The organism is Nocardioides marinus (assembly GCF_013408145.1).
In the GTDB taxonomy this organism is placed as follows: Bacteria; Actinomycetota; Actinomycetes; order Propionibacteriales; family Nocardioidaceae; genus Nocardioides; species Nocardioides marinus.
This window is the reverse complement of the sequence record NZ_JACBZI010000001.1, coordinates 774,184-797,356: the sequence shown is the minus strand read 5'-3', so window position 1 is coordinate 797,356 and position 23,173 is coordinate 774,184. Positions and strand designations below refer to the sequence as shown.

General features: G+C 73.0%; 19 protein-coding genes. 11 read left to right on the top strand and 8 right to left on the bottom strand.

Going from position 1 to position 23,173, the window contains the following annotated elements:
• Positions 1 to 32 precede the first annotated feature (32 nt).
• From BKA05_RS03825 to BKA05_RS03815, 3 genes are read left to right on the top strand one after another with little or no spacing between them, the layout of a single operon-like run.
• Positions 33 to 515: a PH domain-containing protein gene (locus tag BKA05_RS03825; protein ID WP_343045508.1), complete on the top strand. Its 483-nt coding sequence runs from the start codon at positions 33 to 35 to the stop codon at positions 513 to 515.
• On the top strand, positions 512 to 2,011 hold the full coding sequence (locus BKA05_RS03820; RefSeq protein ID WP_179530249.1) for a PH domain-containing protein: 1,500 nt from the start codon (positions 512 to 514) through the stop codon (positions 2,009 to 2,011). Before BKA05_RS03825 ends, BKA05_RS03820 begins: the two co-directional genes overlap by 4 nt.
• A 58-nt stretch (positions 2,012 to 2,069) precedes the next feature.
• Positions 2,070 to 5,471 (top strand): pyruvate carboxylase, encoded by a 3,402-nt coding sequence (locus BKA05_RS03815; protein ID WP_179530248.1) that lies wholly within the window; start codon positions 2,070 to 2,072, stop codon positions 5,469 to 5,471.
• A 3-nt stretch (positions 5,472 to 5,474) separates the two neighbouring features.
• On the opposite strand, the gene BKA05_RS03810 is transcribed toward BKA05_RS03815, so the two are convergent.
• Positions 5,475 to 6,011 (bottom strand): helix-turn-helix domain-containing protein, encoded by a 537-nt coding sequence (locus BKA05_RS03810; protein WP_179530247.1) that lies wholly within the window; start codon positions 6,009 to 6,011, stop codon positions 5,475 to 5,477.
• Between the two features lie 55 nt (positions 6,012 to 6,066).
• Here BKA05_RS03810 and BKA05_RS03805 point away from each other — a divergent pair, with 55 nt between their 5' ends.
• A complete protein-coding gene (locus tag BKA05_RS03805; protein WP_179530246.1) occupies positions 6,067 to 7,266 on the top strand; it encodes a benzoate/H(+) symporter BenE family transporter in 1,200 nt (399 codons plus the stop codon).
• Here the strand turns inward: BKA05_RS03805 and BKA05_RS03800 are convergent.
• The 3 genes from BKA05_RS03800 to BKA05_RS03790 all read right to left on the bottom strand — a co-directional run bounded on the left by BKA05_RS03800 (position 7,199) and on the right by BKA05_RS03790 (position 11,236).
• Positions 7,199 to 8,401 carry a SpoIID/LytB domain-containing protein gene (locus BKA05_RS03800; RefSeq protein WP_179530245.1) on the bottom strand — a complete coding sequence of 401 codons (1,203 nt, stop codon included), beginning with the start codon at positions 8,399 to 8,401 and terminating at the stop codon, positions 7,199 to 7,201. The two genes, BKA05_RS03805 and BKA05_RS03800, sit on opposite strands and share 68 nt — an antisense overlap.
• Positions 8,402 to 8,511: 110 nt before the next feature.
• The gene (locus BKA05_RS03795; protein WP_179530244.1) at positions 8,512 to 9,660 is read right to left on the bottom strand and encodes a SpoIID/LytB domain-containing protein; all 1,149 of its coding nucleotides are present in this window, start codon (positions 9,658 to 9,660) and stop codon (positions 8,512 to 8,514) included.
• Positions 9,661 to 9,673: 13 nt separating this feature from the next.
• The gene (locus BKA05_RS03790; protein ID WP_179530243.1) at positions 9,674 to 11,236 is read right to left on the bottom strand and encodes an LVIVD repeat-containing protein; all 1,563 of its coding nucleotides are present in this window, start codon (positions 11,234 to 11,236) and stop codon (positions 9,674 to 9,676) included.
• Positions 11,237 to 11,405: 169 nt separating this feature from the next.
• Between BKA05_RS03790 and BKA05_RS03785 the strand changes: the two genes are divergently transcribed.
• Together BKA05_RS03785 and BKA05_RS03780 are read left to right on the top strand one after the other, a co-directional pair.
• A complete protein-coding gene (locus tag BKA05_RS03785; RefSeq protein WP_179530242.1) occupies positions 11,406 to 13,223 on the top strand; it encodes a CocE/NonD family hydrolase in 1,818 nt (605 codons plus the stop codon).
• Between the two features lie 15 nt (positions 13,224 to 13,238).
• Entirely contained in the window at positions 13,239 to 13,916 is a 678-nt protein-coding gene (locus BKA05_RS03780; protein ID WP_179530241.1) for a DUF305 domain-containing protein, read from the top strand.
• Positions 13,917 to 13,923: 7 nt separating this feature from the next.
• Here BKA05_RS03780 and BKA05_RS03775 read toward each other — a convergent pair whose 3' ends face one another.
• Positions 13,924 to 15,276 (bottom strand): MFS transporter, encoded by a 1,353-nt coding sequence (locus tag BKA05_RS03775; protein ID WP_179530240.1) that lies wholly within the window; start codon positions 15,274 to 15,276, stop codon positions 13,924 to 13,926.
• Between the two features lie 64 nt (positions 15,277 to 15,340).
• On the opposite strand from BKA05_RS03775, the gene BKA05_RS03770 reads away from it, so the two are divergent.
• The gene (locus tag BKA05_RS03770) at positions 15,341 to 15,685 is read left to right on the top strand and encodes a DUF2200 domain-containing protein (protein ID WP_179530239.1); all 345 of its coding nucleotides are present in this window, start codon (positions 15,341 to 15,343) and stop codon (positions 15,683 to 15,685) included.
• Between the two features lie 43 nt (positions 15,686 to 15,728).
• Here the strand turns inward: BKA05_RS03770 and BKA05_RS03765 are convergent, their stop codons facing one another.
• A complete protein-coding gene (locus BKA05_RS03765) occupies positions 15,729 to 17,123 on the bottom strand; it encodes an NAD(P)H-quinone dehydrogenase (protein ID WP_179530238.1) in 1,395 nt (464 codons plus the stop codon).
• A 22-nt stretch (positions 17,124 to 17,145) separates the two neighbouring features.
• Positions 17,146 to 18,546: a dihydrolipoyl dehydrogenase gene (lpdA, locus tag BKA05_RS03760; RefSeq protein WP_179530237.1), complete on the bottom strand. Its 1,401-nt coding sequence runs from the start codon at positions 18,544 to 18,546 to the stop codon at positions 17,146 to 17,148.
• Positions 18,547 to 18,592: 46 nt separating this feature from the next.
• Here lpdA and BKA05_RS03755 point away from each other — a divergent pair, with 46 nt between their 5' ends.
• Genes BKA05_RS03755 through BKA05_RS20190 form a run of 4 tightly spaced genes read left to right on the top strand, consistent with a single transcriptional unit; the run spans position 18,593 to position 21,141 of the window.
• On the top strand, positions 18,593 to 19,045 hold the full coding sequence (locus tag BKA05_RS03755; RefSeq protein WP_179530236.1) for a gamma-glutamylcyclotransferase: 453 nt from the start codon (positions 18,593 to 18,595) through the stop codon (positions 19,043 to 19,045).
• A gap of 31 nt (positions 19,046 to 19,076) precedes the next feature.
• Positions 19,077 to 19,880 (top strand): purine-nucleoside phosphorylase, encoded by an 804-nt coding sequence (locus tag BKA05_RS03750; protein WP_179530235.1) that lies wholly within the window; start codon positions 19,077 to 19,079, stop codon positions 19,878 to 19,880.
• 12 nt (positions 19,881 to 19,892) lie between these two features.
• Entirely contained in the window at positions 19,893 to 20,567 is a 675-nt protein-coding gene (locus tag BKA05_RS03745) for a TetR family transcriptional regulator (RefSeq protein ID WP_179530234.1), read from the top strand.
• Positions 20,568 to 20,577: 10 nt separating this feature from the next.
• A complete protein-coding gene (locus BKA05_RS20190; protein ID WP_179530233.1) occupies positions 20,578 to 21,141 on the top strand; it encodes a TetR family transcriptional regulator in 564 nt (187 codons plus the stop codon).
• Here BKA05_RS20190 and BKA05_RS03735 read toward each other — a convergent pair whose 3' ends face one another.
• Entirely contained in the window at positions 21,142 to 23,169 is a 2,028-nt protein-coding gene (locus tag BKA05_RS03735; protein ID WP_246289948.1) for an HtaA domain-containing protein, read from the bottom strand.
• Positions 23,170 to 23,173: the final 4 nt, after the last annotated feature.

Below are 23,173 nucleotides of genomic sequence, written 5' to 3'. Positions count from 1 at the left end.
CCTCCCCAGGCTCGACTCGTAGGGTCGGGGGCGTGACGTCGTTGCGCCCCCCGGCCCACCGGGTCCACCCCCGCGCCCGTCTGATGTGGCAGCTGGCGGCGGGCACCGAGGTGCTGGTCCTGACGGCTGCGCTGGTCATCACCGGCGTGGTCCTGCACCTGTACGCCCTGCGCTGGTGGATGCCGGTGCTGCTGGCGGCGTACGCCGTCGTGCGCGTCGTCGTGGTGCCCGTCTGGCGCTTCCGGGTGCACCGGTGGGAGGTCACGCCGCAGGCGGCCTACACCCAGACCGGGTGGTGGTCCCGCGAGCGTCGGTTGGCGCCGATGAGCCGGATCCAGACCGTCGACTGGGACCAGGGGCCGCTGGAGCGGCTGCTGGGCCTGGCCAACGTCACCATCACGACCGCGTCGGCCGCCGGGGCACTGAGCATCGGCGGGTTGGACCAGGCCACGGCCGAGTCGTTGGTCGCCGAGCTGACCGCGAAGGCGGAGGCTGCCGGCGGGGACGCCACGTGAGCGACTGGCAGCGCCTCGACCCGCGGATGCTGGTCGTGGAGCCGGTCTCTGAGCTGCGCAGGTTCCTGCCGGTCCTGGTGGGGGCGCTGCTCGCCGGCGGCTTCGCCCGCGGGGGCGGGCTGGGCTGGGAGCTGCTGGCCGTGGTCGTCCCGGTCGCCATCGGGGTGGCCCGCTACCTCACGACGCGCTACCGGATCCTCGAGGGCCGGGTGGAGCTGCGCCGCGGGCTGCTGCAACGCACGCTGCGCACCACCCAGCTCGACCGGGTCCGCACCGTCGACCTCACCGCGAGCCTGGTGCACCGGCTCCTCGGCCTGGCGACCGTGCGGATCGGGACGGGCGCGGGGGCCGACCAGGACCTCGAGCTCGACGGGCTGCGCGCGGCCGACGCCCAGCAGCTGCGCGAGGCGCTGCTGGCCCGGATGGCCGCCGTCGTCCCCGGGGGCGCTCCCGGGACCCCTCCCGACGAGGACGTTCCCGCCCCGCTCCCGCCGGACCGGCCGGTCCTGCGGCTGGACCCGGCGTGGGCCCGCTACGCCCCACTGACCAGCGCGGGGGTCGTCGCCACCGCGGCGCTGCTGGGTGTCGCCTCGCAGGCACTGCCCGACTCCGCGTGGCGGCTCGACCGGCTGCCCGAGCTGGCCCCCGCGGGCTGGGGCTGGCTGCTGCTCGCGGTGGTCGGGGTGCTCGGCGCGGCGGTCTCGAGCGCGGTGCTCGCGGTGATCGGCTACCTGGTCACGCACTGGGACCTCACCCTCACCCGCACCCCCACCCAGTGGCGCCTGACCCGAGGACTGCTCACCACCCGCGAGACCTCCGTCGAGGACGCCCGCCTGGCCGGGGTCGTGGTCCGCGAGCCGCTGGGGCTGCGTCTCGCGGGCGCCGCCGAGCTGGCCGCGGTCGTCACCGGCCTCGGGGACGGAGAGAAGGGGACGCTCACCCTGGTCCCGCCCGCACCGACGGCGGTCGTGACCGGGGTCGCCGGCACGGTCCTCGGCGACGACCTCCCGACCGAGCGCCCGCTCACGGCCGCGCTGCGCGCCCACGGGCCCGCCGCCGTACGCCGGAGACGGCTGCGTGCGCTGGCACCGGCCGCGGCCCTCGTGGCGATCGTGGCGGCGCTGGTGGTCGCGGACGTCCTGACGCCCTGGGCGCTGGTGCCGGCGGCGCTGACGCTGCCCGCCGCCGTCGTCCTCGGCGAGGACCGCGCCCGCGCGCTGGGACACCTGGGGGTGGACGGGTTCCTGGTGTCCCGCTCGGGCAGCCTGGTCCGCCGCCGGGAGGTGCTGGGCGCGCAGCACGTCATCGGCTGGACCGTGCGCGACACGTGGTTCCAGCGCCGCTCCGGGCTGGTGACCCTGGAGGCGACGACCGCCGGCGGGAGCCAGCGGGTCCGGGTGCTCGACGTGCCCGAGGGCGACGGGCTGGTCCTCGCGGCGGCCCTCACGCCGGGTCTGCTGGCGGAGGTCGGATACCGGACACCCGCGTCGCAGTGACGCCGGTCACCGAGACGGGCGGTGCCCAACGGTGAGCGGCGTCGGTAGGTTCGCGCCCATGTTCTCCAAGGTGCTGGTGGCCAACCGGGGCGAGATCGCGGTCCGGGCGTTCCGGGCCGCCTACGAGCTCGGGGCCCGCACGGTGGCGGTCTTCCCGCACGAGGACCGCTGGTCCGAGCACCGTCTCAAGGCGGACGAGGCCTACGAGATCGGCGAGCGCGGCCACCCGGTGCGTGCCTACCTCGACCCCGAGGGCATCGTCGAGGTGGCGGTGCGTGCCGGCGCCGACGCGGTCTACCCGGGCTACGGGTTCCTGTCGGAGAACCCCGCCCTCGCCGAGGCCTGCGCGGCGGCCGGCATCACCTTCATCGGCCCCGGCTCCGAGGTGCTCGAGCTCACCGGCAACAAGGCGCGCGCCATCGCCGCGGCGAAGGCTGCGGGCGTCCCGACGCTCAAGAGCGTCGAGCCCGGCACCGACGTCGACGCCCTGGTCGCGGCCGCGGAGGCCAGCGACATCCCCTACCCGCTGTTCGTGAAGGCCGTCGCCGGCGGTGGGGGCCGCGGGATGCGCCGCGTGGACTCCCCCGACGCCCTGCGCGAGGCGGTCGAGACCTGCATGCGTGAGGCCGACGGCGCCTTCGGCGACCCGACGGTCTTCATCGAGCAGGCCGTGGTCGACCCGCGTCACATCGAGGTGCAGATCCTCGCCGACGGCACCGGTCCCGACGGGGTCATCCACCTCTACGAGCGCGACTGCTCGGTGCAGCGCCGGCACCAGAAGGTCGTGGAGATCGCCCCGGCCCCGAACCTCGACCCCGAGCTGCGCGACCGCATCTGCGCCGACGCCGTCCGCTTCGCCCGCGAGATCGGCTACAAGAACGCCGGCACCGTGGAGTTCCTCCTCGATCCCGACGGCCACTACGTCTTCATCGAGATGAACCCCCGCATCCAGGTCGAGCACACGGTCACCGAGGAGGTCACCGACGTCGACCTCGTGCAGTCGCAGATGCGGATCGCCGCGGGCGAGACCCTGGCTGACCTCGGCCTGTCCCAGGACACGGTCCGCCTGCGCGGCGCGGCACTCCAGTGCCGCATCACCACCGAGGACCCGGCCAACAACTTCCGCCCCGACACCGGCGTGATCACGACCTACCGCTCCCCCGGCGGCGGTGGCGTCCGCCTCGACGGCGGCACGGTCTACACCGGCGCCGAGGTCTCCGCGCACTTCGACTCGATGCTGGCCAAGCTGACCTGCCGCGGCCGCACCTTCGAGCAGGCGGTGGAGAAGGCCCGCCGGGCGCTGGCGGAGTTCCGCATCCGCGGCGTCTCCACGAACATCCCCTTCGTCCAGGCCGTGCTCGACGACCCCGACTTCGCGGCCGGCCGCGTCACCACCGCCTTCATCGAGACCCATCCCGAGCTGCTCCAGGCCCGCGGCAGCGGCGACCGCGGCACCAAGCTGCTGACCTACCTCGCCGAGGTCACCGTCAACCAGCCGCACGGCCCGGCCCCGGTGGAGCTGGACCCCCGGACCAAGCTGCCGGCGACCGACCTGGAGGTCGCGCCGCCGCCCGGCACCCGTCAGCTGCTGCGCGAGGTCGGACCCGAGGAGTTCGCCCGCCGACTGCGCGCCCAGGACCGGGTCGCGGTCACCGACACCACCTTCCGCGACGCCCACCAGTCGCTGCTGGCCACCCGGGTCCGCACCGCCGACCTGCTCGCGGTGGCGCCGCACCTGGCCCGGACCACCCCCGAGCTGTGGAGCCTGGAGTGCTGGGGCGGCGCGACGTACGACGTGGCGCTGCGCTTCCTGGCCGAGGACCCGTGGGACCGGCTGGCCGCGCTGCGCGAGGCCGTGCCGAACGTCTGCCTGCAGATGCTGCTGCGCGGTCGCAACACCGTGGGCTACACGCCCTACCCCACCGCGGTCACCGACGCCTTCGTCCAGGAGGCCGTCGACACCGGGCTCGACGTCTTCCGCATCTTCGACGCCCTCAACGACGTCGAGCAGATGCGCCCGGCGATCGAGGCCGTGCGCTCCACCGGCACGGCTCTGGCCGAGGTGGCGCTGTGCTACACCGGCGACCTGTCCGACCCGGGCGAGAGCCTCTACACCCTCGACTACTACCTGCGCCTCGCCGAGCGGATCGTCGACGCCGGGGCGCACGTGCTGGCGATCAAGGACATGGCCGGCCTGCTCCGCGCTCCTGCCGCCCGGCGCCTGGTCACCGCCCTGCGCGAGCGCTTCGACCTGCCGGTGCACCTGCACACCCACGACACGACCGGCGGGCAGCTCGCCACGCTGACGGCCGCGATCGAGGCCGGCGTCGACGCCGTGGACGCCGCCACCTCCTCGATGGCCGGCACCACCAGCCAGCCGCCGCTCTCGGCCCTGGTCGCGGCCACCGACCACTCCGCGCGCGAAACCGGCCTCTCGCTGGCCGCGGTCAACGCCCTGGAGCCCTACTGGGAGGCCGTGCGCCGGGTATACGCCCCCTTCGAGTCCGGCCTCACTGCCCCGACCGGTCGCGTCTACCGCCACGAGATCCCCGGGGGCCAGCTCTCCAACCTGCGCCAGCAGGCGATCGCGCTGGGCCTCGGCGAGCGCTTCGAGCAGGTCGAGGACATGTACGCCGCGGCCAACGACATCCTCGGCAACGTCCCCAAGGTCACCCCGAGCTCCAAGGTGATCGGCGACCTGGCGCTGGCCCTGGTCGGTCTCGGGGCGGACCCGGCGGAGTTCGCCGAGGACCCGAGCCGCTTCGACCTGCCCGACTCGGTCATCGGCTTCCTCAACGGCGAGCTGGGTGACCCGCCCGGTGGATGGCCCGAGCCGTTCCGCACCAAGGCGCTGGCCGGGCGCACCTGGAAGCAGCCCGCGGCCGAGCTGTCCGCCGAGCAGTCCGCCGGGCTGGCCTCGGAGTCGGGCGAGCACCGTCGCCGGACCCTCAACGAGCTGCTCTTCCCCGGCCCCACCCGCTCGTACGCCGAGTCCCGCGAGACCTACGGCGACACCTCGGTGCTCTCGACGCTGGACTACCTCTACGGCCTGCGGGGCGGCGTCGAGCACGAAGTGACGCTGGAGGAGGGCAAGACGCTCATCCTCGGCCTGCAGTCGATCAGCGAGCCCGACGAGCGTGGTTTCCGCACCGTCATGGCCACCGTCAACGGCCAGATCCGGCCGGTGGCCGTGCGCGACACCTGCGTCTCCTCCCAGGTGGCGGTCGCCGAGAAGGCCGACCCGGGAACCCCGGGCCACGTCGCCGCGCCGTTCCAGGGCGTGGTGTCGGTGGTCGTCGAGGCAGGCCAGCAGGTCGAGGCCGGCGAGACGGTCGCGACGATCGAGGCGATGAAGATGGAGGCCGCGATCACCGCACCCATGGCCGGCACGGTCCAGCGCGTGGCGCTGTCGGGCACCCAGGCCGTCGACGGGGGCGACCTCGTGGTGGTGCTCGGCTAGGGATCAGCCCGGCGTGACGATCACGTCGACGGCGCTGAGCTCCTCGGTGGACGTGCAGGCGTAGGCGTGCGGCACGTCGGCCGGCCAGGTCACGTGCGTGCCCGGCACCAGGGCGACGACCTGCTCGGACCCGGGCGTGCCGTAGGTCAGCCGTCCCTCACCCGACAGCACCACGAGCTGCTCGACGGCACCCGTGGCGTGGGCGGGCGAGGAGCGCTCGGCCCCGGGTCGCACGCGGACCAGGTAGACCTCGGTGGTCCGGCCGGGCTCGGTGAGCAGGTGCAGCCGCACCGCGGTGAGGGCGTCGTCGCTCAGCGCGTCGGAGTCGCCGGCCTCGGCCACCAGGGCGACCAGCGGGACGCCCAACGGGCCGGCGACGGCGTACACGGTGTCCAGGGTGGGGTTGCGGCGACCGGCCTCGAGCTCGGACAGCGTGGCCTTGCCGATGCCGGCGGCCGCGGCGAGCGCGCTCAGCGACATCCCACGCTCCTCGCGCAGCGCGCGGATGCGGGCGCCGGTGGACGCACCTGGTCCGACCATCGGGACCTCCCCTAGAGTCTGTTCCGTAAACGGAACGATACGCGGGAGGGCGACGATGAGCGAGCAGGGCACCCCGGTGGCCGCGGGCGTGGTCGCGGCCGTGGTCGGCTTCTCCTCCTCCTTCGTCGTCGTGCTGGCCGGGCTCACCGCGGTCGGCGCCACCCCGGTCCAGGCCGCCTCGGGGCTGCTCGCCCTGTGCGTGGCCCAGGCGCTGGGCATGCTCTGGCTGGCGCTGCGGCACCGCACCCCGGTCTCGTTGGCCTGGTCGACCCCCGGGGCCGCGCTGCTGGTCACCACCGGCGCCGTGCAGGGCGGCTGGCCGGCCGCCGTCGGCGCCTTCCTGGCCACCGGTGTGCTGGTCGTCGCCACGGGCCTGCTGCCGCGGCTCGGCGACCTGGTCGCGGCGATCCCGGTCTCCCTGGCCCGCGCGATGCTCGCCGGGGTCCTGCTGCCACTGTGCGTCGAGCCGGTGCTCGCGCTCGCCGACTCCCCCGCCACGGTCGCACCGGTGGTGCTGACCTGGCTGGTGCTGCAGCGCCGCGCCGCCCGCTGGGCGGTGCCGGCCTCGCTGGCCGTCGCCCTGGTCGTGGTGGTCGTGACCGCCGGTGACGCCGTGGCCGCGGGCGACCTGCTGCCCACCCTGGCCGTCACGGCACCCGGGTGGTCCTGGCAGGCGCTGGTGGGCGTCACCCTGCCCCTGTACGTCGTCACGATGGCCTCGCAGAACGTCCCGGGCGTCGCCGTGATGGGCAGCTTCGGCTACCGCGTGCCGTGGCGCGAGACGATGGGCGTCACCGGCCTCGGGACCCTGCTCGTCGCGCCGCTGGGTGGCCACGCCGTCAACCTGGCCGCCATCACCGCCGCGCTCAACGCCGGACCCGCCGCCGGCCCGGACCGCGAGCAGCGGTGGCGGGCCTCGGTGTCCGCGGCCGTGACCTACCTCGTGCTGGCGGTGGGCGCCGGGGCGCTGACCGCGCTCGTGGCCGCCGCCCCCGACGGGGTCGTGCAGTCCGCGGCGGGGCTGGCGCTGCTCGGCACGCTGGCCGCCTCACTCTCCGACGCCCTCGCCGACCCGACCGACCGGCTGCCGGCCGTCGGCTGCCTGGTGGTCGCCGCCTCCGGGGTCAGCATCCTCGGTGTCGGCGCCGCGTTCTGGGCGCTCGTGGTCGGGCTGGTGCTGCGGCGGGTCAGCCCGTCCGCACCGTCACCCACGTCGAGCGCAGGCCGAGCCCGAAGCGGAACGCATCGCCGCTGAGGGTGACCGAGCCCTGGGAGCCCTTGAGCCTGATCGAGCGCACCCGCCCACCCCACTGGCCGTTGCCGTCGCGGGAGAGGACCTCGACCTGGCGCAGGTCACCGATCGCCGGCCACTGCGCCTCGATCCGGTCGTCGGTCACGGTCACCGACCAGCCGTGGACAGGGTTGCCGTCGTGGCCGTCGTAGGGGTCCTCCTGGGCCACGAGGTAGTCCACCGAGCCCGCCGAGGTCCACCCCCCGCTGCTGGAGGAGAACTGCGTGAACGCGGGTGCACCGTCGACGAGGCGGGCCTGCCCCTTGGTCTCGCGGATCGCGGCGTCGGAGGCCGGGTGCTCGGCGGAGGCCCCGCCGTAGACCTGACAGGACGTCGTGTCGCAGACCTGGTAGTGCCTGGCCCGCGGGTGGGCTCGTTCGTACGCCGCGTAGGTGCGCGCGGCCACCGACTGGGCCTGGACCGCCGCGGGGCTCCAGGAGGCGGGCATCTCCAGCGGCACCACGCCGCGCAGGTAGTCCTCCAGCCTCAGCCGGTTGACCGTGTCGCGGGCCTGGCTGCCCGCCGAGGGGGCGGCCGCGCGGAGCTTGCCGCGGTAGGCCCGCTCGACACCGCCGGGCAGCACCAGGGTGATCGGCTTGTTCTTGGCGTCGAGCTCGCCCTCGCCCTGCAGGACCAGGAGCTTGCGCCAGCCGCCGGAGTCCTGGGCGCCGCGGGGCAGGTAGGAGACCTTCGCCCGGCCCTTGCGGTCCTGGCGGATCCGCCAGGCCTGCGCCCCGACGTCGTCGGGCAGCACGGTGCGCTCGCCGGTTCCGAGGTCGGTGACCCTCAGCCCCGACCGGGGACGGACGACCAGGTCGTCGGTGGTGTCGGCGCTGACGAGCACGCTGATCCGGCCGGAGGCGCGGCCGGCCTCGGTGCCCGGGTAGTAGAACGCCAGGATCTCCGTGGCGCTGAGCCCCTGGCGCGCCGCGCCCTCGGCACCGTACTGCGACATGCCATGGCCGTGCCCGAAGCCCCGGCCCTGGATCCTCAGGGTCGGCTCGCCCTCCACGTCCCACCGGTCCGAGGCCGCCGAGGCCGGCGCCGGGACCGAGACCAGGGCCGTGGCGACCGCCAGGGCGAGGGCGCGGACGAGCATCGGCGGACTCCTGTGACGGCTGGTGCGAGGGGGGTCGTGGGGGCCGGTGTGACCACACCAGCACCCCATCGCACCATGCGTCACACGGGGCGGCAATGGCCTCGGGAGAACTACAGATCTGTAGTTCTGAACATCGTGCTGGGCAGCCCCAGCCGGCTCCGGAAGGTGTCGCCGCTGACCGTGCTCGAGCCCTCGCTGCCGGTGACCGTGACCCGCACGACGCGACCTCCGAAGGCGCCACGCCCGTCGCGCTCGACGACCTCGATCGACTCGTAGTCACCGATCGTGTCGAAGGCCGTCTCCAGGTCCGCGACCGGGACGGTGCGGGTCCAGGTGTAGGGGTCCCAGGGGTCCTCGCGCGCCGGGAGGTAGTCGAAGGGGCCGGCGACGCTGTAGCCGCCGTTGCTGGCGGAGAACTGCGCGAAGATCGGCTCACCGCCGCTGACCAGCACCGTCGTGCGGGTGGCGCGGATCGCCTCGTCGGAGGCCGGGTGCTCCGCGGAGGCGCCCCCGTAGACCTGGCAACGGTCGGTGTCGCAGATCTGGTAGTGCCCCGCCAACGGCTCGCCCCGCTCGAAGGCGGCGTAGGTCCGCGCCGCGACCGCCTGCGCGCGCACCGCGTCGGGATCCCACAGCGCCGGCACCTCGCGCGGGACGACGCCGCGCAGGTAGTCCTCGAGGGAGACCCGGTTGACGGTGTCCCGGTCGGTCCCCGAGGCGTCGGCCGACGCCGATCGCACCCGCCCGCGGTAGGCGGTGCGACCCTGCGGGGTCACCACCGTGACCGGCCCCCGTGCCGAGAACTCCGCGTCCCCGCCGAACCGCTTGCTGGTGCGCCAGCCGGCGCCCCCGCGGCGCGCCTGCAGCACGCTGCGGCCGCGGTCGTCGGCGCGGACCCGCCACTGCCTCGCGCGGCGGTCCAGGCGCTGGAGCGACCAGCGCTTCGTCGTACCGACCTTGCGGAGGGTGAGGCCGGGGCGCGCGAGCACCCGGGTGTCGCCGTCGTCGTCGGCGGAGAGCAGGACGGCGACCTGTCCCCCGGCCTTCCCGAGCCGGGTGCCCGGGTAGTAGGTGCGGACGATCTCCTTCCAGCCCACCCCCTGCGTGGCGGCGCGCTGGGCGCCGTGCTGCGAGAGACCGATGCCGTGGCCGAAGCCGCGCCCCTGGAGCTCGAGCGGGTCGGCGGCCGCCGCGGGCCCGACCGGGGTCAGCAGGGCCGCGGCGGCGGCGACGGCGAGGAGGCGGGTCCGAGTTCCCATGCCCCCTATGACATCACCCGGCGTAGGAAGGTTGCGACTGAGCGTTGAAGGTGCCCATCTTGACCTTCTTGGCCGCGTTGACCAGCGGGTCGTCGATCGAGAAGACCTCGAGGCCGCGGGTGATGTCGCTGGAGTAGATGTGGCCGTTGTACCAGTAGACCGACCAGGGGCCGCCCAGCTCGAGGCTGGTGGTGGAGATGGGGCCGCGGTCCCAGTAGGCGAACTCGGTCGGGTTGGCGGAGTCGGTGAAGTCGAAGACCGAGAAGCCGCCCTGGTACCACGCCTGGACCATGATGTCCTTGCCCTTCACCGGGATCAGCGAGCCGTTGTGGGCCACGCAGTTCTCGGTCAGCGCCTGGATGCGGGGGATCTTGTAGTAGCTCTGGAACTCCAGTGCGCCGTCGACGATGTCGTAGATGCCGTTGGCACCCTTGGTCGGGCCGAAGCCGGGGTGGCAGGTGGGCAGCGAGCCGCCGCCGAGCTCGTCGGTGAACAGGACCTTGGTGCCGGCGTTGTTGAACGTCGCGGAGTGCCAGAAGGCGAAGTTCAGGTCGTCGGTCACGACCTCGGTCACCGTCGGCTTGGCCCGCTTGCTGATGTCGAGCAGGATGCCGTCGCCCATGCAGGCACCCGCCGCGATGTCCTTGCTCGGGTAGGCCGTGATGTCGTGGCAGCCGCTGGTCGAGCTCGAGGTCAGCAGCGGGATCGGACCGCCCGGGTTGCCGCCGTCGGGGAAGAGCACCGGGGTGGCAGCCAGCTTCGCGCGCGCCGGCTTCTTCACCGGGATCTTCACGACCGAGATCTTGTCGTGCGGCGGCTGGCAGTCGGGGTAGTCGGCGTTGGGCGAGTACGAGGACACGTAGACGAACAGGGACTTCCCGTTCTTCGTCGGGGCCAGCGTGTGGGTGTGCGAGCCGCAGTCGGTCTCCACGGCTGCGACGTACTTGGGCTTGCGGGGGTTGGAGACGTCGAAGACGCGCAGGCCCTCCCAGGCCGACTTCTCGGTCGCCGACAGCGCGGTGCTCGAGCAGGAGTCGTCGCTGCGGCTGGCGTCCACGCTCATCACCAGGATGTTCTTGTGGATCGACAGGTCGCCCTGCCCGCCGGGGCAGAACACCTGCGCGACGCGCTTGGGCTTGGTGGGCTTCTTGATGTCGAAGACCTGAAAGCCGTTGTAGTTGCCGTCGTAGAGCCACCGGCCCTTGAAGGCCATGTCGGTGCCGTAGGCGCCCTCCTCGGCGAAGCTGCCCTCCAGCGGGAGGTGCGCGACGAGCTCGACGTTGTCGGACTTGTCGACCTCGTCCTCGCTGGTCAGCGGCAGCGGCTCCTGAGCCAGGGCGTCGGCGAACCCGGAGGTGATGTCGGCCAGGGCCGAGCCGGGCAGCTGACAGCCCAGGGCGAAGTTGTCGCCGGCCTCGACGAGGGCGGCGTACTCCTCGGCCGTGCAGGCCCGCAGGCCGGGGTCGGCCTCGGCGGTGACGTTGACCGCCGCGAGCCCGAGGCCGGCGGCGAGGGTCACGGCCAGGCCGGCGAAGGAGAGTCGGGTGCGCGCAGAAGGGAGGGAGCGGTGGCTCATGGCCGTGCAACCGTCGACCGGGGTCGGAGGTTACGGGTCGTCCGCGGTCGATCTGCGTCGCAACGTGATCGTCACGAGCCCGTCATAACGGCAGCGAGCCCGACTCGTTGACCACGCGGCGGGGCGCCCACTCGCTGTTCTCGGTCACACCACTCCCGGAAGCCACTCGATGCCCCTCACCCCGCGCCGCCTCCTCGTGGGCACGCTCGCTCTCATCCTCTTGGGCCTCACCCCGCTGGTCACCGAGCCCTCCCCTGCGCAGGCGCGTGCCCGCCACACCGTGCAGACCCTGCACTTCGCAGTGACGGTCGGACCGCCCGGTGAGGAGCGGGTCTGCGACATCGTCGGTGACCTCTACGTCCCCGCCCGAGCATCACGTCGGCACCGCGCCCCGGCAGTGCTCACCACGCACGGGTTCGGGGGTTCCAAGGCCGACATGGCCGGGTTCGGCCGCCTGCTCGCCGACCGCGGCTACGTCGTGCTCAGTTACTCCGGCCTGGGCTTCGGCGGCTCGGGCTGCAAGGTCACGCTCGACGACCCAGACGTCGACGGTCGGGCCGGACAGCAGCTGGTGAGCTACCTCGGCGGCGCTCCCGGGATCGCCTTCCTCGACGCCGAGCACACCGAGCCGGCGCCGCGGCTGCGCGTGGTCCGCCTGGACCGGGAGCACGGGCGCCACGACCCACGCGTGGGGATGATCGGTGGCTCCTACGGCGGCGGCGTGCAGTTCGCCGTGGCCTCGCGGGACCGACGTGTCGACACCATCGTCCCGCTCATCACCTGGAACGACCTGTCCTACGCGCTCTCCCCCAATCACACCGACCAGGTGACAGGCGTGACCACCGCGACCCCCGGCGCCATCAAGGTGGTCTACGGCTCGGTGATCACCGCCTTCGGGGTACGCGCCGGGGCGACAGGCGCCCAGGACGACCCGAGTCGGCTCGTCGGGTGCCCCAACCTCGCCGAGATCATCTGCGCCGGCATCCTGTTCGGGCTGCCGACGGGCTACTTCCCGCCGGCGACCATCGAAGGGCTGCAGCACGCCTCGGTGGCGCACTACGTCCGACGGATCAAGGTGCCGGTCCTGCTGGTGCAGGCCCAGCGGGACACGCTCTTCAACCTCAACGAGGCAGTCGCGACCTACCGGGCGCTCCAGCGACAGGGCACCGAGGTCAAGATGATGTGGCAGCAGTGGGGCCACTCCGACCAGACGGTCCCGGGCGAGATCTCGCTGGCCGATCCCGACCCGCGCACGCAGCACACCACCGCGCGGACGCTCGACTGGCTCGACCACTACCTGATGGACCGCCCGGTCAGCACCGGGCCGGAGTTCGAGTACGCGCGACCCTGGGTCGACTACGAGGGCAGCGCGGAGCCGGCGTACCGCAGCAGCAGGAGGTTCCCGGTCGGCAGGACCCACCGCTACACCCTGTCCGGCACCGGCGACCTGGTCCGCGAGGCGGCGGCCGCGGAGCCGGCCACCAGTCGGTTCCTCACCCCCGGGGCGGGTGCGCCGACCGGCATGGAGGACCCCGATGCCGTGAAGAACGTGCTCGGTCTCCCCGACCTCGAGCCGCAGGACCTGCCCGGCACCTATGCCGCCTTCCGGACCGCGCCTCTGGCTGCCGACCTCGACGTCGTCGGCTCGCCGGTCGCGCGGCTGGGTGTCGAGGCGCCGACCGCGATGACGACCCAGGAGGTGGGCCCGGCGGGTCAGCTCGTGCTCTTCGTCAAGGTGGTCGACGTCGCCCCTGACGGCACCCGTCGGCTCATCAACGGCCTGGAGGCACCCGTGCGCGTGCCGGATGTCGACCGCCGTTTCACCGTCACCTTGCCTGGCATCGTCCACCGCTTCGAGCGGGGTCATCAGCTCGAGCTCGTGGTGGCGGGCGGGACGCTGAACTACCGGGGCGGTGCGCTCTCGACTCCGGTGAGCATCACCAGCGGACCGGGTCAGACCCTGCGGCTCCCGGTCGTCGGCTCGTGATCGAATGAGGTCCTGATGCGCTCGTCGTCCCTCGCCGCCACGCTCGCGGTCGCCCTGTCCGTCGGCCTGTCCGGCTGCTCCGACGCCGCTACCTCCACCTCGCCCGATGCCGCGGCGAGCTCGACCTCCGAGCTCCGGGAGCTCGTCCCCGGGGCGCCCGGCGCCCCGGTGGCCACCGCGTCCGGGCCGGTCGACGTGGAGATCCCGGGGTGGAGCCACGCCGACCTGGCCTTCGTGCAGATGATGGTCCCCCACCACCGCCAGGCCCTGGAGATGGCGGCCCTCGCGCCCGACCGCGCCGCCTCCCAGGAGGTGCTGTCCCTGGCCCGCCGCATCGATGCCGCCCAGGCCCCGGAGATCTGGTTGATGAGCCAGTGGCTGGAGGCCGAGGGCGTCGACGTCCCCCAGGCCGGTGACGACCCGGCGGAGTGGGACCACGGTGCACACGGCCACGCGGGCATGGCCGGCCTGCTCTCGCCCGAGGAGATGGCGGCCCTCATCCGCGCCGAGGGCACCGACTTCGACCGGCTCTTCCTCGAGGGGATGATCCGGCACCACGACGGCGCCGTGCAGATGGCCGCCGAGGGGATGCCCGAGTCCACCGACGCGCGGGTGCTGGAGCTGATGGAGGAGGTCGCCACCGGGCAGGCCGCCGAGATCGCGCGGATGGAGAGCCTGCTGGCCTCGCTGTAGACCGCGCTCAGGCCTGGGGACGCCCCATCACCGGGGTGTCGGGGTCGATCAGCGACGGCGGCCCGACCTCGAGCGACTCCTCGGCGCTGGGCGCCCCGGCTCGGGCGTCGGCGAGCACGTCGGGCGGCACGTGCTGCTCGAGGAATCGGCGCGCCAGCGCCGTCGCCGGGTGCAGGGCCACGGTGGCGAGCACGATGATGCCGGCGATCACCAGCCACCCCAGCGAGCTCCAGGTGATCGCGAGGAAGGTGTAGAGCGCCGGGGCCCACACGCGCCCGAGCGTGCCGGTGAACTCGGCGGCACCCTGGTAGGAGCCGCGCTGGCGGGGGTCCATCAGCTCGGCCTCGAAGGTCCAGCTGGCGGCCGACAGCTTCAGCTCCGCGCCCGTGAGCGTGACGTGCCCGAGCCAGATCAGCACGATGGTGAGCCAGCCCGCGGTCTCGTGGGTGGCCATGGTGATCAGGCACGAGAGCACGAAGAACGTCGAGGAGACGCGCATCGCCCGCAGCGCGGTCGGCAGGTCGGCGACGCCGCGGGCGGCCAGCATCGGCAGGAAGATGCACATCACCGTGTTGGTGCCCAGCAGCAGCGCGATGAGCTCGCGCGGGGCGTCGGTCTCGGTGAGGACCCACAGCGGGATGACCATGTGCAGCAGCACCTGGTTGGTCCAGGAGGTCCCCAGCAGGAAGGTCGTGACCAACCACCCGGGGTTGCGCAGCGGCCCCGGCCCGGGGACCTTGACCTTGCGCTCCTCCGGGGTGCGGTCGTCGTGGGAGGCGTTGGGCAGCCGCGCGATGTTGAAGGCGTTGACCAGGAAGACCGCGGCGGTGAACCACGGCAGCCCGTGCAGCAGCACGTCGGACTCGAAGGCCAGCGCGATCGCGCCGAAGAGCGCACCGACGGTGAAGCCCGCGTTCAACGCGGAGTACATGTAGGCCCGGGAGCGCACCCGCTCGGCCGGCGGCAGCACGTCGATGGTGTACGCCCCGTGCGCCGCGCCGCCCAGGGCGCCGACGACCTCCATCGCGACCGCCATCGCGACGTAGCCGGCGAAGCTCTCCACGAAGGGCCAGACCGCGAAGGTCGCCGCCTGGCCGAAGGCGCTCAGCGCCCACATCCGGCGTGGGCCGAACCGGTCGACCAGCTTGCCCATCGGCAGCGCCGAGAGGAACGCCGCGATGCCCGCGATCGTGAGGCCCAGGCCGACCTCGACCGGCTTCAGCCCCACGATGATCGTGAAGAAGGCCGCCGACCCGGCCAGGAAGGTGCCGTCCCCCAGGGCGAAGAGGAGCGACTGGCGCGCCAGCCTCCCGGCCAGTGGCGAAGGCGGGCGGGCGGCGCGGAGCAGAGCGGTGAACATCGGTCCGGATTCTGTCCCGCCGCACCGACATCTGTCGCATCCATTACGCCTAGGCTCAGGAGCCATGCACCGGATCTTCACCACCAGCGTCGCGTCGGTCTTCCCGCACTACGTCGCGAAGGTCGAGAAAAAGGGCCGGACGCGGGAGGAGCTCGACGCCGTGGTGACCTGGCTGACCGGCCTCTCCCCCGTGGAGGTCCAGCAGCACCTGGACGCCGGCACGACCTTCCAGGAGTTCTTCGACGCCGTCGAGCTGAACCCCGACGTCTCCCTCATCACCGGGTCGGTGTGCGGGGTGAAGGTCCAGGAGGTCGAGGACCCGCTGATGCGCAGGATCCGGTACCTCGACAAGCTGGTCGACGAGCTGGCCAAGGGCCGCCCGCTGGAGAAGGTCCTCCGCTCGTCCTGACCCGGGGCGTGTGACCCACGCCCCCAAGCATCAGAGCCGCCGGTCAGAAGCGGTGCAGCCTCCGGGCCGCCTCGGCGATCGAGCCGCTCATCGACGGGTAGACGGTGAACGCCTGCGTCAGCTGGTCGGCGGTGAGTGACTCGGCCACCGCGATCGAGACCGGGTGGATCAACTCGGAGGCCCGCGGACCCACGACCACGCCACCGATCACGATGCCGGTGCCGGGGCGGCAGAAGAGCTTCACGAAGCCGTCGCGGACCCCCTGCATCTTCGCCCGCGGGTTGCCCGACAGCGGCAGCATGACGACCTCGGCCTGGATCTCGCCCGCGTCGACGGCCTGCTGCGACCAGCCGACGGTGGCGATCTCGGGGGCGGTGAAGACGTTGGAGGAGACCTTCTTCAGGTCCAGCGGGTGCACGGTGTCGCCGAGCAGGTGCCACATCGCGATGCGGCCCTGCATGGCGGCGACCGAGGCGAGCATCAGGACCCCGGTGCAGTCGCCCGCGGCGTACACGCCCCGCGCGGAGGTGCGCGAGACCCGGTCGACGTAGACGAACCCGCCGTCGTTGAGCAGGACGCCGGCCTCCTCCAGGCCGATGTCGCCGGTGTTGGGCACCGACCCGAGCGCGAGGATGCAGTGCGAGGCCTGGACGCTGCGCCCGTCGGTGAGGGTGACGGTGACGACGTCTCCGTCGCGCGTGACCGACTCCATGCGCGACTTCGACAGCACGTTCATGCCGCGCCGCTTCGAGACCTCCTCGAGCACCATCGAGGCGTCGGCATCCTCACCGGGCAGCACCCGGTCACGGGAGGAGACCAACGTGACGGGGACACCGAGCGCCTGGTACGCCGACGCGAACTCCGCTCCGGTGACACCCGAGCCCACCACGACCAGGGACTCGGGGCGCTCGTCGAGGTCGTAGACCTGCTCCCAGGTCAAGATGCGCTCACCGTCGGGCTGCGCGCTGGGCAGGGTGCGCGGCGCGGCGCCGGTCGCGATGAGGATCGCGTCGGCCTCCAACGTCGTCTCCGACCCGTCGGGAGCCGTGGCGACGACCCGGTTGGGCCCGTCGAGGCGGCCGTGCCCCTGCACGACCTGCACGCCGTCACGGTCGATGCGGCGGGCGATGTCGCTGGACTGCTCGGCAGCCAGCCGCTTCACCCGGGCGTTGACCTTGGCCAGGTCGACGGTGATGCCCGTGGCCGGGTCACCGCCGGCGTCGGTGAGCCCGATGCCGAGCTCGCCGGCCTCGGCCACCTCGGTCATCACCTCGGCGGTCGCGATGAGGGTCTTGCTGGGCACGCAGTCGGTGAGCACCGCCGAGCCGCCGAGACCGTCGGTGTCGACGATCGTCACCTCGGCCCCCAGCTGGGCGGCGACGTGGGCTGCTTCGTAGCCGCCGGGGCCTCCCCCGACGATGACGACGCGATCAGTCATGCGGCTCCCTCGAAGAGTCGGTTCAGAAGTTGATCATGTGGCCGGTGATGCCGTGCACGGCTTCCTTCACGGCCTCCGAGAGCGTCGGGTGCGCGAAGACGTTGCGGGCGACCTCGTCGGCGGTCAGGTCCCACTTCTGCGCCAGCGTCAGCACCGGCAGCTGCTCGGTGACGTCGGGGCCGATCATGGCGGCGCCGAGGATCTCGTTGTGCTCGGCGTCGGCGATGACCTTCACGAACCCGATCGCCTCGCCGAGGCCCTGGGCCTTGCCGTTGGCCGAGAAGGGGAAGGTCGCGGTCTTGACGTCGTACCCCTTCTCCTTGGCCTGCGACTCGGAGTAGCCGAAGGAGCCGATCTGCGGCTGGCAGTAGGTCGCACGCGGGACGAAGTCGTACTCGACCGGCATCGTCTCGGCGCCGGCGAGCGTCTCGGCGGCCACGATGCCCATGGCCTCGGCCACGTGGGCCAGCATGAGCTTCCCGGTGACGTCGCCGATGGCGTAGACGTGCTCGACGTTGGTACGGCAGAAGTCGTCGATCTCGATGGCACCGCGCTCGGAGACCGCGACGCCGGCGGCCTCGAGGCCGTAGCCGTCCAGGCGGGGCGCGAAGCCGAAGGCGGCGAGGAACTTGTCGGCCTCCAGCACCTGCGAGTCACCACCGTCGGCGGGGCTGACGGTGACCTTCACGCCGGAGCCGGTGTCCTCGACGTTCTCCACCTTGGTGGAGGTCATGACCTTCACGCCGAGCTTCTTGTAGTGCTTGGCCAGCTCCTTGGACACGTCGGCGTCCTCGGTGGGGACCATCCGGTCGAGGAACTCCACGATGGTGACGTCGACGCCGAAGTTCTTCATCACGTAGGCGAACTCGACGCCGATCGCGCCGGAGCCGCCGATGATGATCGAGGAGGGCAGGTTCTCGTCGAGGATCTGCTCCTCGTAGGTCACGACGTTCTCGCTGCGCTCCATGCCGGGGAGCATCCGCACCTTCGCGCCGGTGGCGATGATCAGGTCGTCGCAGGTGTAGGACGTGGTCGACCCGTCCTTGCCCTTCACCTCGAGCGAGGTCGGGCCCGTCAGGGTGCCCCAGCCGTCGATCTCGGTGATCTTGTTCTTCTTCATCAAGAAGTGGACGCCCTTGACGATCCCCTCGCTGACCTTGCGGCTGCGCGCGTGCGTGGGGCCGAAGGACATCGTGGCGTCGCCCTCGATGCCGTACTTGGCCTTGTCGTGGGTGAGCACGTGGGCGAGCTCGGCGTTCTTCAGCAGCGCCTTGGAGGGGATGCAGCCGACGTTGAGGCACACGCCGCCCCAGTACTTCTCCTCCACGACGGCGACGGTCTTGCCGAGCTGCGCCGCGCGGATGGCAGCCACGTAGCCGCCGGGGCCTGCACCGAGAACGAGGACATCGAAGTGGGTCGTCACGAGGTCCACCCTAATGCGGCGGGCCGTGACGTTAGCCTTCGGTGTCGTGACGCTCTACGCCGCCTACGGGACCAACCTCGATCCCGCCCGGATGGGTGAGCGCTGCCCGCACTCCCCGTTGAACACGACCGGGTGGCTGGAGGGCTGGAGGCTGACCTTCGGCGGCGAGGAGCACGGCTGGGACGGCGCCCTGTCGACGATCGTCCAGGACTCCTTCGAGCGGGTGTACGTCGCGGTCTACGACGTCACGAAGGAGGACGAGGTCGCCCTGGACGGCTGGGAGTCCGCCGACTCCGGTCTCTACCGCAAGACCAAGGTGCGGGTCTCGACGATGACCGGTGAGCAGGTCGCGTGGACCTACGTGCTCGACGCCTACGAGGGCGGGCTGCCCTCCGCGTCCTACCTCGGGGTGCTGGCCGACGCCGCCGAGGCGGCCTCGGCCCCCGACGACTACGTCGCGGCCCTGCGTCGGCGGCCCTGTCGCTCGACCGGGCTGTGAGCGGCTCGCGGGGGGCGTATCCTCACCGCTCGTGACTGACGAGCCGACGCCCTACACCCGCGCCGACGACGCCGCCGCCCGTCTGGCGGAGCTGACCGGGGTCGAGCGGCACGACGTCGCGCTGGTCCTGGGCTCGGGCTGGCTGCCGGCCGTGGACGCCCTGGGCGAGGCGACCGCCGAGATCGACACCACCGACCTGCCCGGCTTCTCCGCCGCGGCGGTGGCCGGGCACAGCGGGAAGATCCGCTCGGTACGGGCCGGGGACCGCCAGCTGCTGGTCTTCCTCTCCCGCACCCACTACTACGAGGGCAAGGGTGTGGAGGCTGTCGTGCACGGCGTGCGCACCGCTGCCGCGGCCGGCTGCCGCGCGATCGTGCTGACCAACGGCTGCGGTGGGCTCAAGGAGTCCTGGACCCCCGGCACGCCGGTCCTGATCAGCGACCACATCAACCTGACCGGTCGCTCGCCGATCGTCGGCGCCCGGTTCGTCGACCTCACCGACCTCTACTCCGCGCGGCTGCGGGCGATGTGCCGCGAGGTCGAGCCCTCCCTCGACGAGGGCGTCTACGTGCAGTTCCCGGGCCCGCACTACGAGACCCCCGCCGAGGTGCGGATGGCCGGCGTGCTGGGAGGCCACCTGGTCGGGATGAGCACCACGCTGGAGGCCATCGCTGCCCGCGAGGCCGGCATGGAGGTGCTGGGCATCAGCCTGGTCACCAACCTCGCCGCCGGCATCAGCGACCAGCCGCTGGACCACTCCGAGGTGATCGAGGCCGGTCGCGCGGCCGCCTCGCGCATGGGCGACCTCCTCAGCCGCGTCGTCCCCCGGATCTGACAGGAGCCCACCATGACCGCACCCTCCCCCGGGGAGACTCCCAGCGGCGGCCCCGCCGCCAGCGGCGCCGAGACCCGCCAGCGGCTCCTCGTCGCCGCCACGCGGGCCTTCGCCGAGCACGGCGTCACCAACGCCTCCCTGCTCGACATCACCCGTCAGGCCGGGCAGCGCAACCGGGGGGCGGTCCACTACCACTTCGGCTCCCGCGAGGGCCTGCTCGCCGCCGTGCTGGAGCAGCACGCCGACTTCCTGTCCGAGCGTGAGCACCGGCTGCACCAGGCCGCCCTCGAGCGGCCCGACGACGACCTCCCGGCCGCGCTCGAGGCGCTGGTGCGCCCGGCCACCGAGCTGTCCGAGACCGGCTGGAGCGGCCGGTGCTACCTGGTGATCGTCGCCGACCTCATCGCCGACGAGCAGCACGACAAGGACCCCGACGTACGGACCGCGCTCGAGCGCACCGGCGGCGTGCCCGTCTACGAGCTCATCACCGCCCGGATGCCCCCGATGCCCGAGGAGGTCCGGGCCGAGCGGCTGGCGCTGCTGACCTCGTTCGTGCTGCGCGCCATCGGGGACCGCGCGCGGGCCGAGGAGCGCGGGTCGACCCAGCGGCTGGGCCTGGACAGCGAGACCTTCGTGCGCAACCTGGTCTCGATGGCGGCCGGCATGCTGCGCGCCGACCTGCCGTAGCCTCGGGCCCGTGCCCAGGATCACCGGCGGTTCGCTCGCCGAGCACCGCGCGCAGATCCACCACCGCGTCTTCACGGCCTTCGCCGAGCTCCTCGCCGAGCGCAGCTTCGACGCCATCACGATGGCCCAGATCGCGGCCGGCGCGGAGGTCGGGCGCACCACGATCTACCACCACTTCCCCGACAAGGAGTCCGTGGTCGTGGCCTTCGCCGGCCACGAGACCTCGCGCTACCTCGCGCGCCTGGAGGAGGTCCTGGCGCAGGCCTCCGAACCGGCCGCGCGGCTGCGGGCCTACGTGCACCACCACCTGGCCTCCGGCGAGGAGTTCCACCTCGGCCTGGGTCCCCGGTTGTACGGCGTGCTCCCGCCCGAGTCGCGCGAAGCCATCCGGGAGCACGTCGTGGCGGTCGAGAAGGTGCTGCGCGAGGTGCTGACCGACGGCGAGCGCGCCGGGGTCTTCACCGTCGAGGACCTCGACGCGACGGTCGCGCTGGTCCACGCCTGCCTCGCTCCCCGGGGACTGGCTCCGGAGAGCGTGGCGAGGTTCGTGCTGCGGGCGGTCAGCGCACCCTGATCAGCGCACCTTGAAGCGGACCCGGTCCTCGGACCGGTCGTGGTCCTCGTCGCCCTCGTAGGTGGCGATGGCCACGAGCCTGCCCTCGCTCGCCCGGTGGAGCCGCAGCTTGACCCTGCCGCCGGAGCGCAGCGTGGCCCGATGGGTCTCGACCCGACCGGACTGGCGCACCTTCAGCGCCACCCGCCCCGAGGCCGGCGCGCCGTTCGCGGTGACGAGGACCCGCACCGCACCACGCTCGCCGGCGCGCGGCTTCTTGAGCACCCGCAGCGTGGTGGTGGTCGGGGCGGGCTCCGCAGCCGCACGGGGCAGCGCGGTGACGGTGTCCTGACTGGTGTTGGAGTGCGTGTGCGCCTGCCAGGTGAAGACGGAGGCCGTGCCCTCCGGGGCCCCGTCGGGCAGGGACAGGGTGCTGGTGAACGCCCCGTCGACGATCCGTCCGGGCCTCACCCAGTCGACGGCCAGGAACTGCTCGGTGTTCTCCCGCTCGGCCACGTCCGGCAGCACGTCGCCCTCGGCGATGCCGACGTAGACGCCGCTGTCGCCGGGGCAGCTCTCCGCGCGGAACCCGGTGCCGAGGACCCGGAAGGTGTCGCCGCTGGTGGTGTCGAGGCGGGAGACCGAGACCGACGGCGAGGCCGGGGCAGGCTCGCACGCCTCCGGCTCGGGCCCCGGCTCCGGCTCCGGCTCGGGTGCCGGGACGTGCACGGCCCTGGCGGTGAGCGGCGCGGGCGCCTTGGCGTCCTGGGCCGCGTCCTCGCTCGTGGCCCGGAAGTGGTCGCGCGACTCCGCGGTCACCTGGTCGAGGAAGGCCGCCGGGAAGCTCCTGCCCACAGTGGCCCAGTCAGGGGTGGTCGCGAGGGTGGCGACCCCGTCGGAGGCCGACCAGTCCTCCGCGGTCACCGAGAACGTCGCGACGACCACCCGGGTCGGCGTCGTGCTCGTGCCGGGCAGGATGGGCAGCACGGGCGACAGCGGGCTGGGCGTCTCCCCGGACACCACGGCCGTGACCTGCCCCGCGCCGGTCCCGTCCACCTGCAGCCGCGGGTCGGCCAGGGTGAGGGAGTACCGCGTCGAGATCCCGAGGAACGGGTCGGGCACCGATCCGGTGACCGAGCCGGCGTACGACACCGTGGTGACGCCGGTGGCCTCGTCGTGGCTGCCGCGGCCGTCGGGGAAGGTGATGACCCCGTCGGTCTCCGTCGCGCCACCGGTGAGGCTGCGGTCGAAGACGTCGGTGAACTCCGAGGAGACCGCCCAGTCCAGGGTCAGCGGTGCCGGGGGCTCGGGCTCCGGCACGACGTCGGTGGGGGTGGCCTGGGCGACGAACGCCGCCGGGCGCTTCTTGTCGTCCGAGCCGGAGCCGGTGGCGTAGAAGTGGGCGCGGACCCCCGACGTGACCTGGTGCAGGAAGGGGACGGCCCAGGCGCGGCCGTCGATCGGGGTGCCCTCGTCCATCCCCAGCTCGGCGGCGTCCTCGCTGCCCGGCTCGACGACACCCGCCCAGTCGGGGGTCGCCGACAGCGAGGCGAGCGCACCGTTGGGCGCCCAGTCGGAGGCGCCGACGTCGAAGCCGAACATCACGACCCGTGCGGGCTGGGTCTCCTGCGCCTCCTCCCCCTGGGCCGCGATGTTGGCGGCCGAGACGAGAGCCGTCATCTCCCCCCGCCCGGAGCCGTCGACCTGCAGCACCGGCTCGGCGATGCGGACGTGGTAGAACTCCTGGCCCAGCTGGAAGGCACCCCGCACGGAGCCCTGGTAGGCCACCTCGGCGACGCCGGTCGAGGGGTCGTAGGTGCCGGTCCCCCCGGGGAAGGTGACCACACCGTCGGAGTCCTCGGTCGCGCCCCCGCCGAGCGCGTGGCTGCTGAGGTGGTCGTCGAACTGCTGGGACACCTCCCAGCGCAGCACCGGGGCTGCCGCGGTGCTGTCGTGGTTGGTCTCATCGGCGGCGGCGGGCGCCGCCAGGACGCCCGCGAGCCCGACGGGCAGCGTGCCGAGGCAGCAGACCACCAGGCCCGCGAGCATCCTG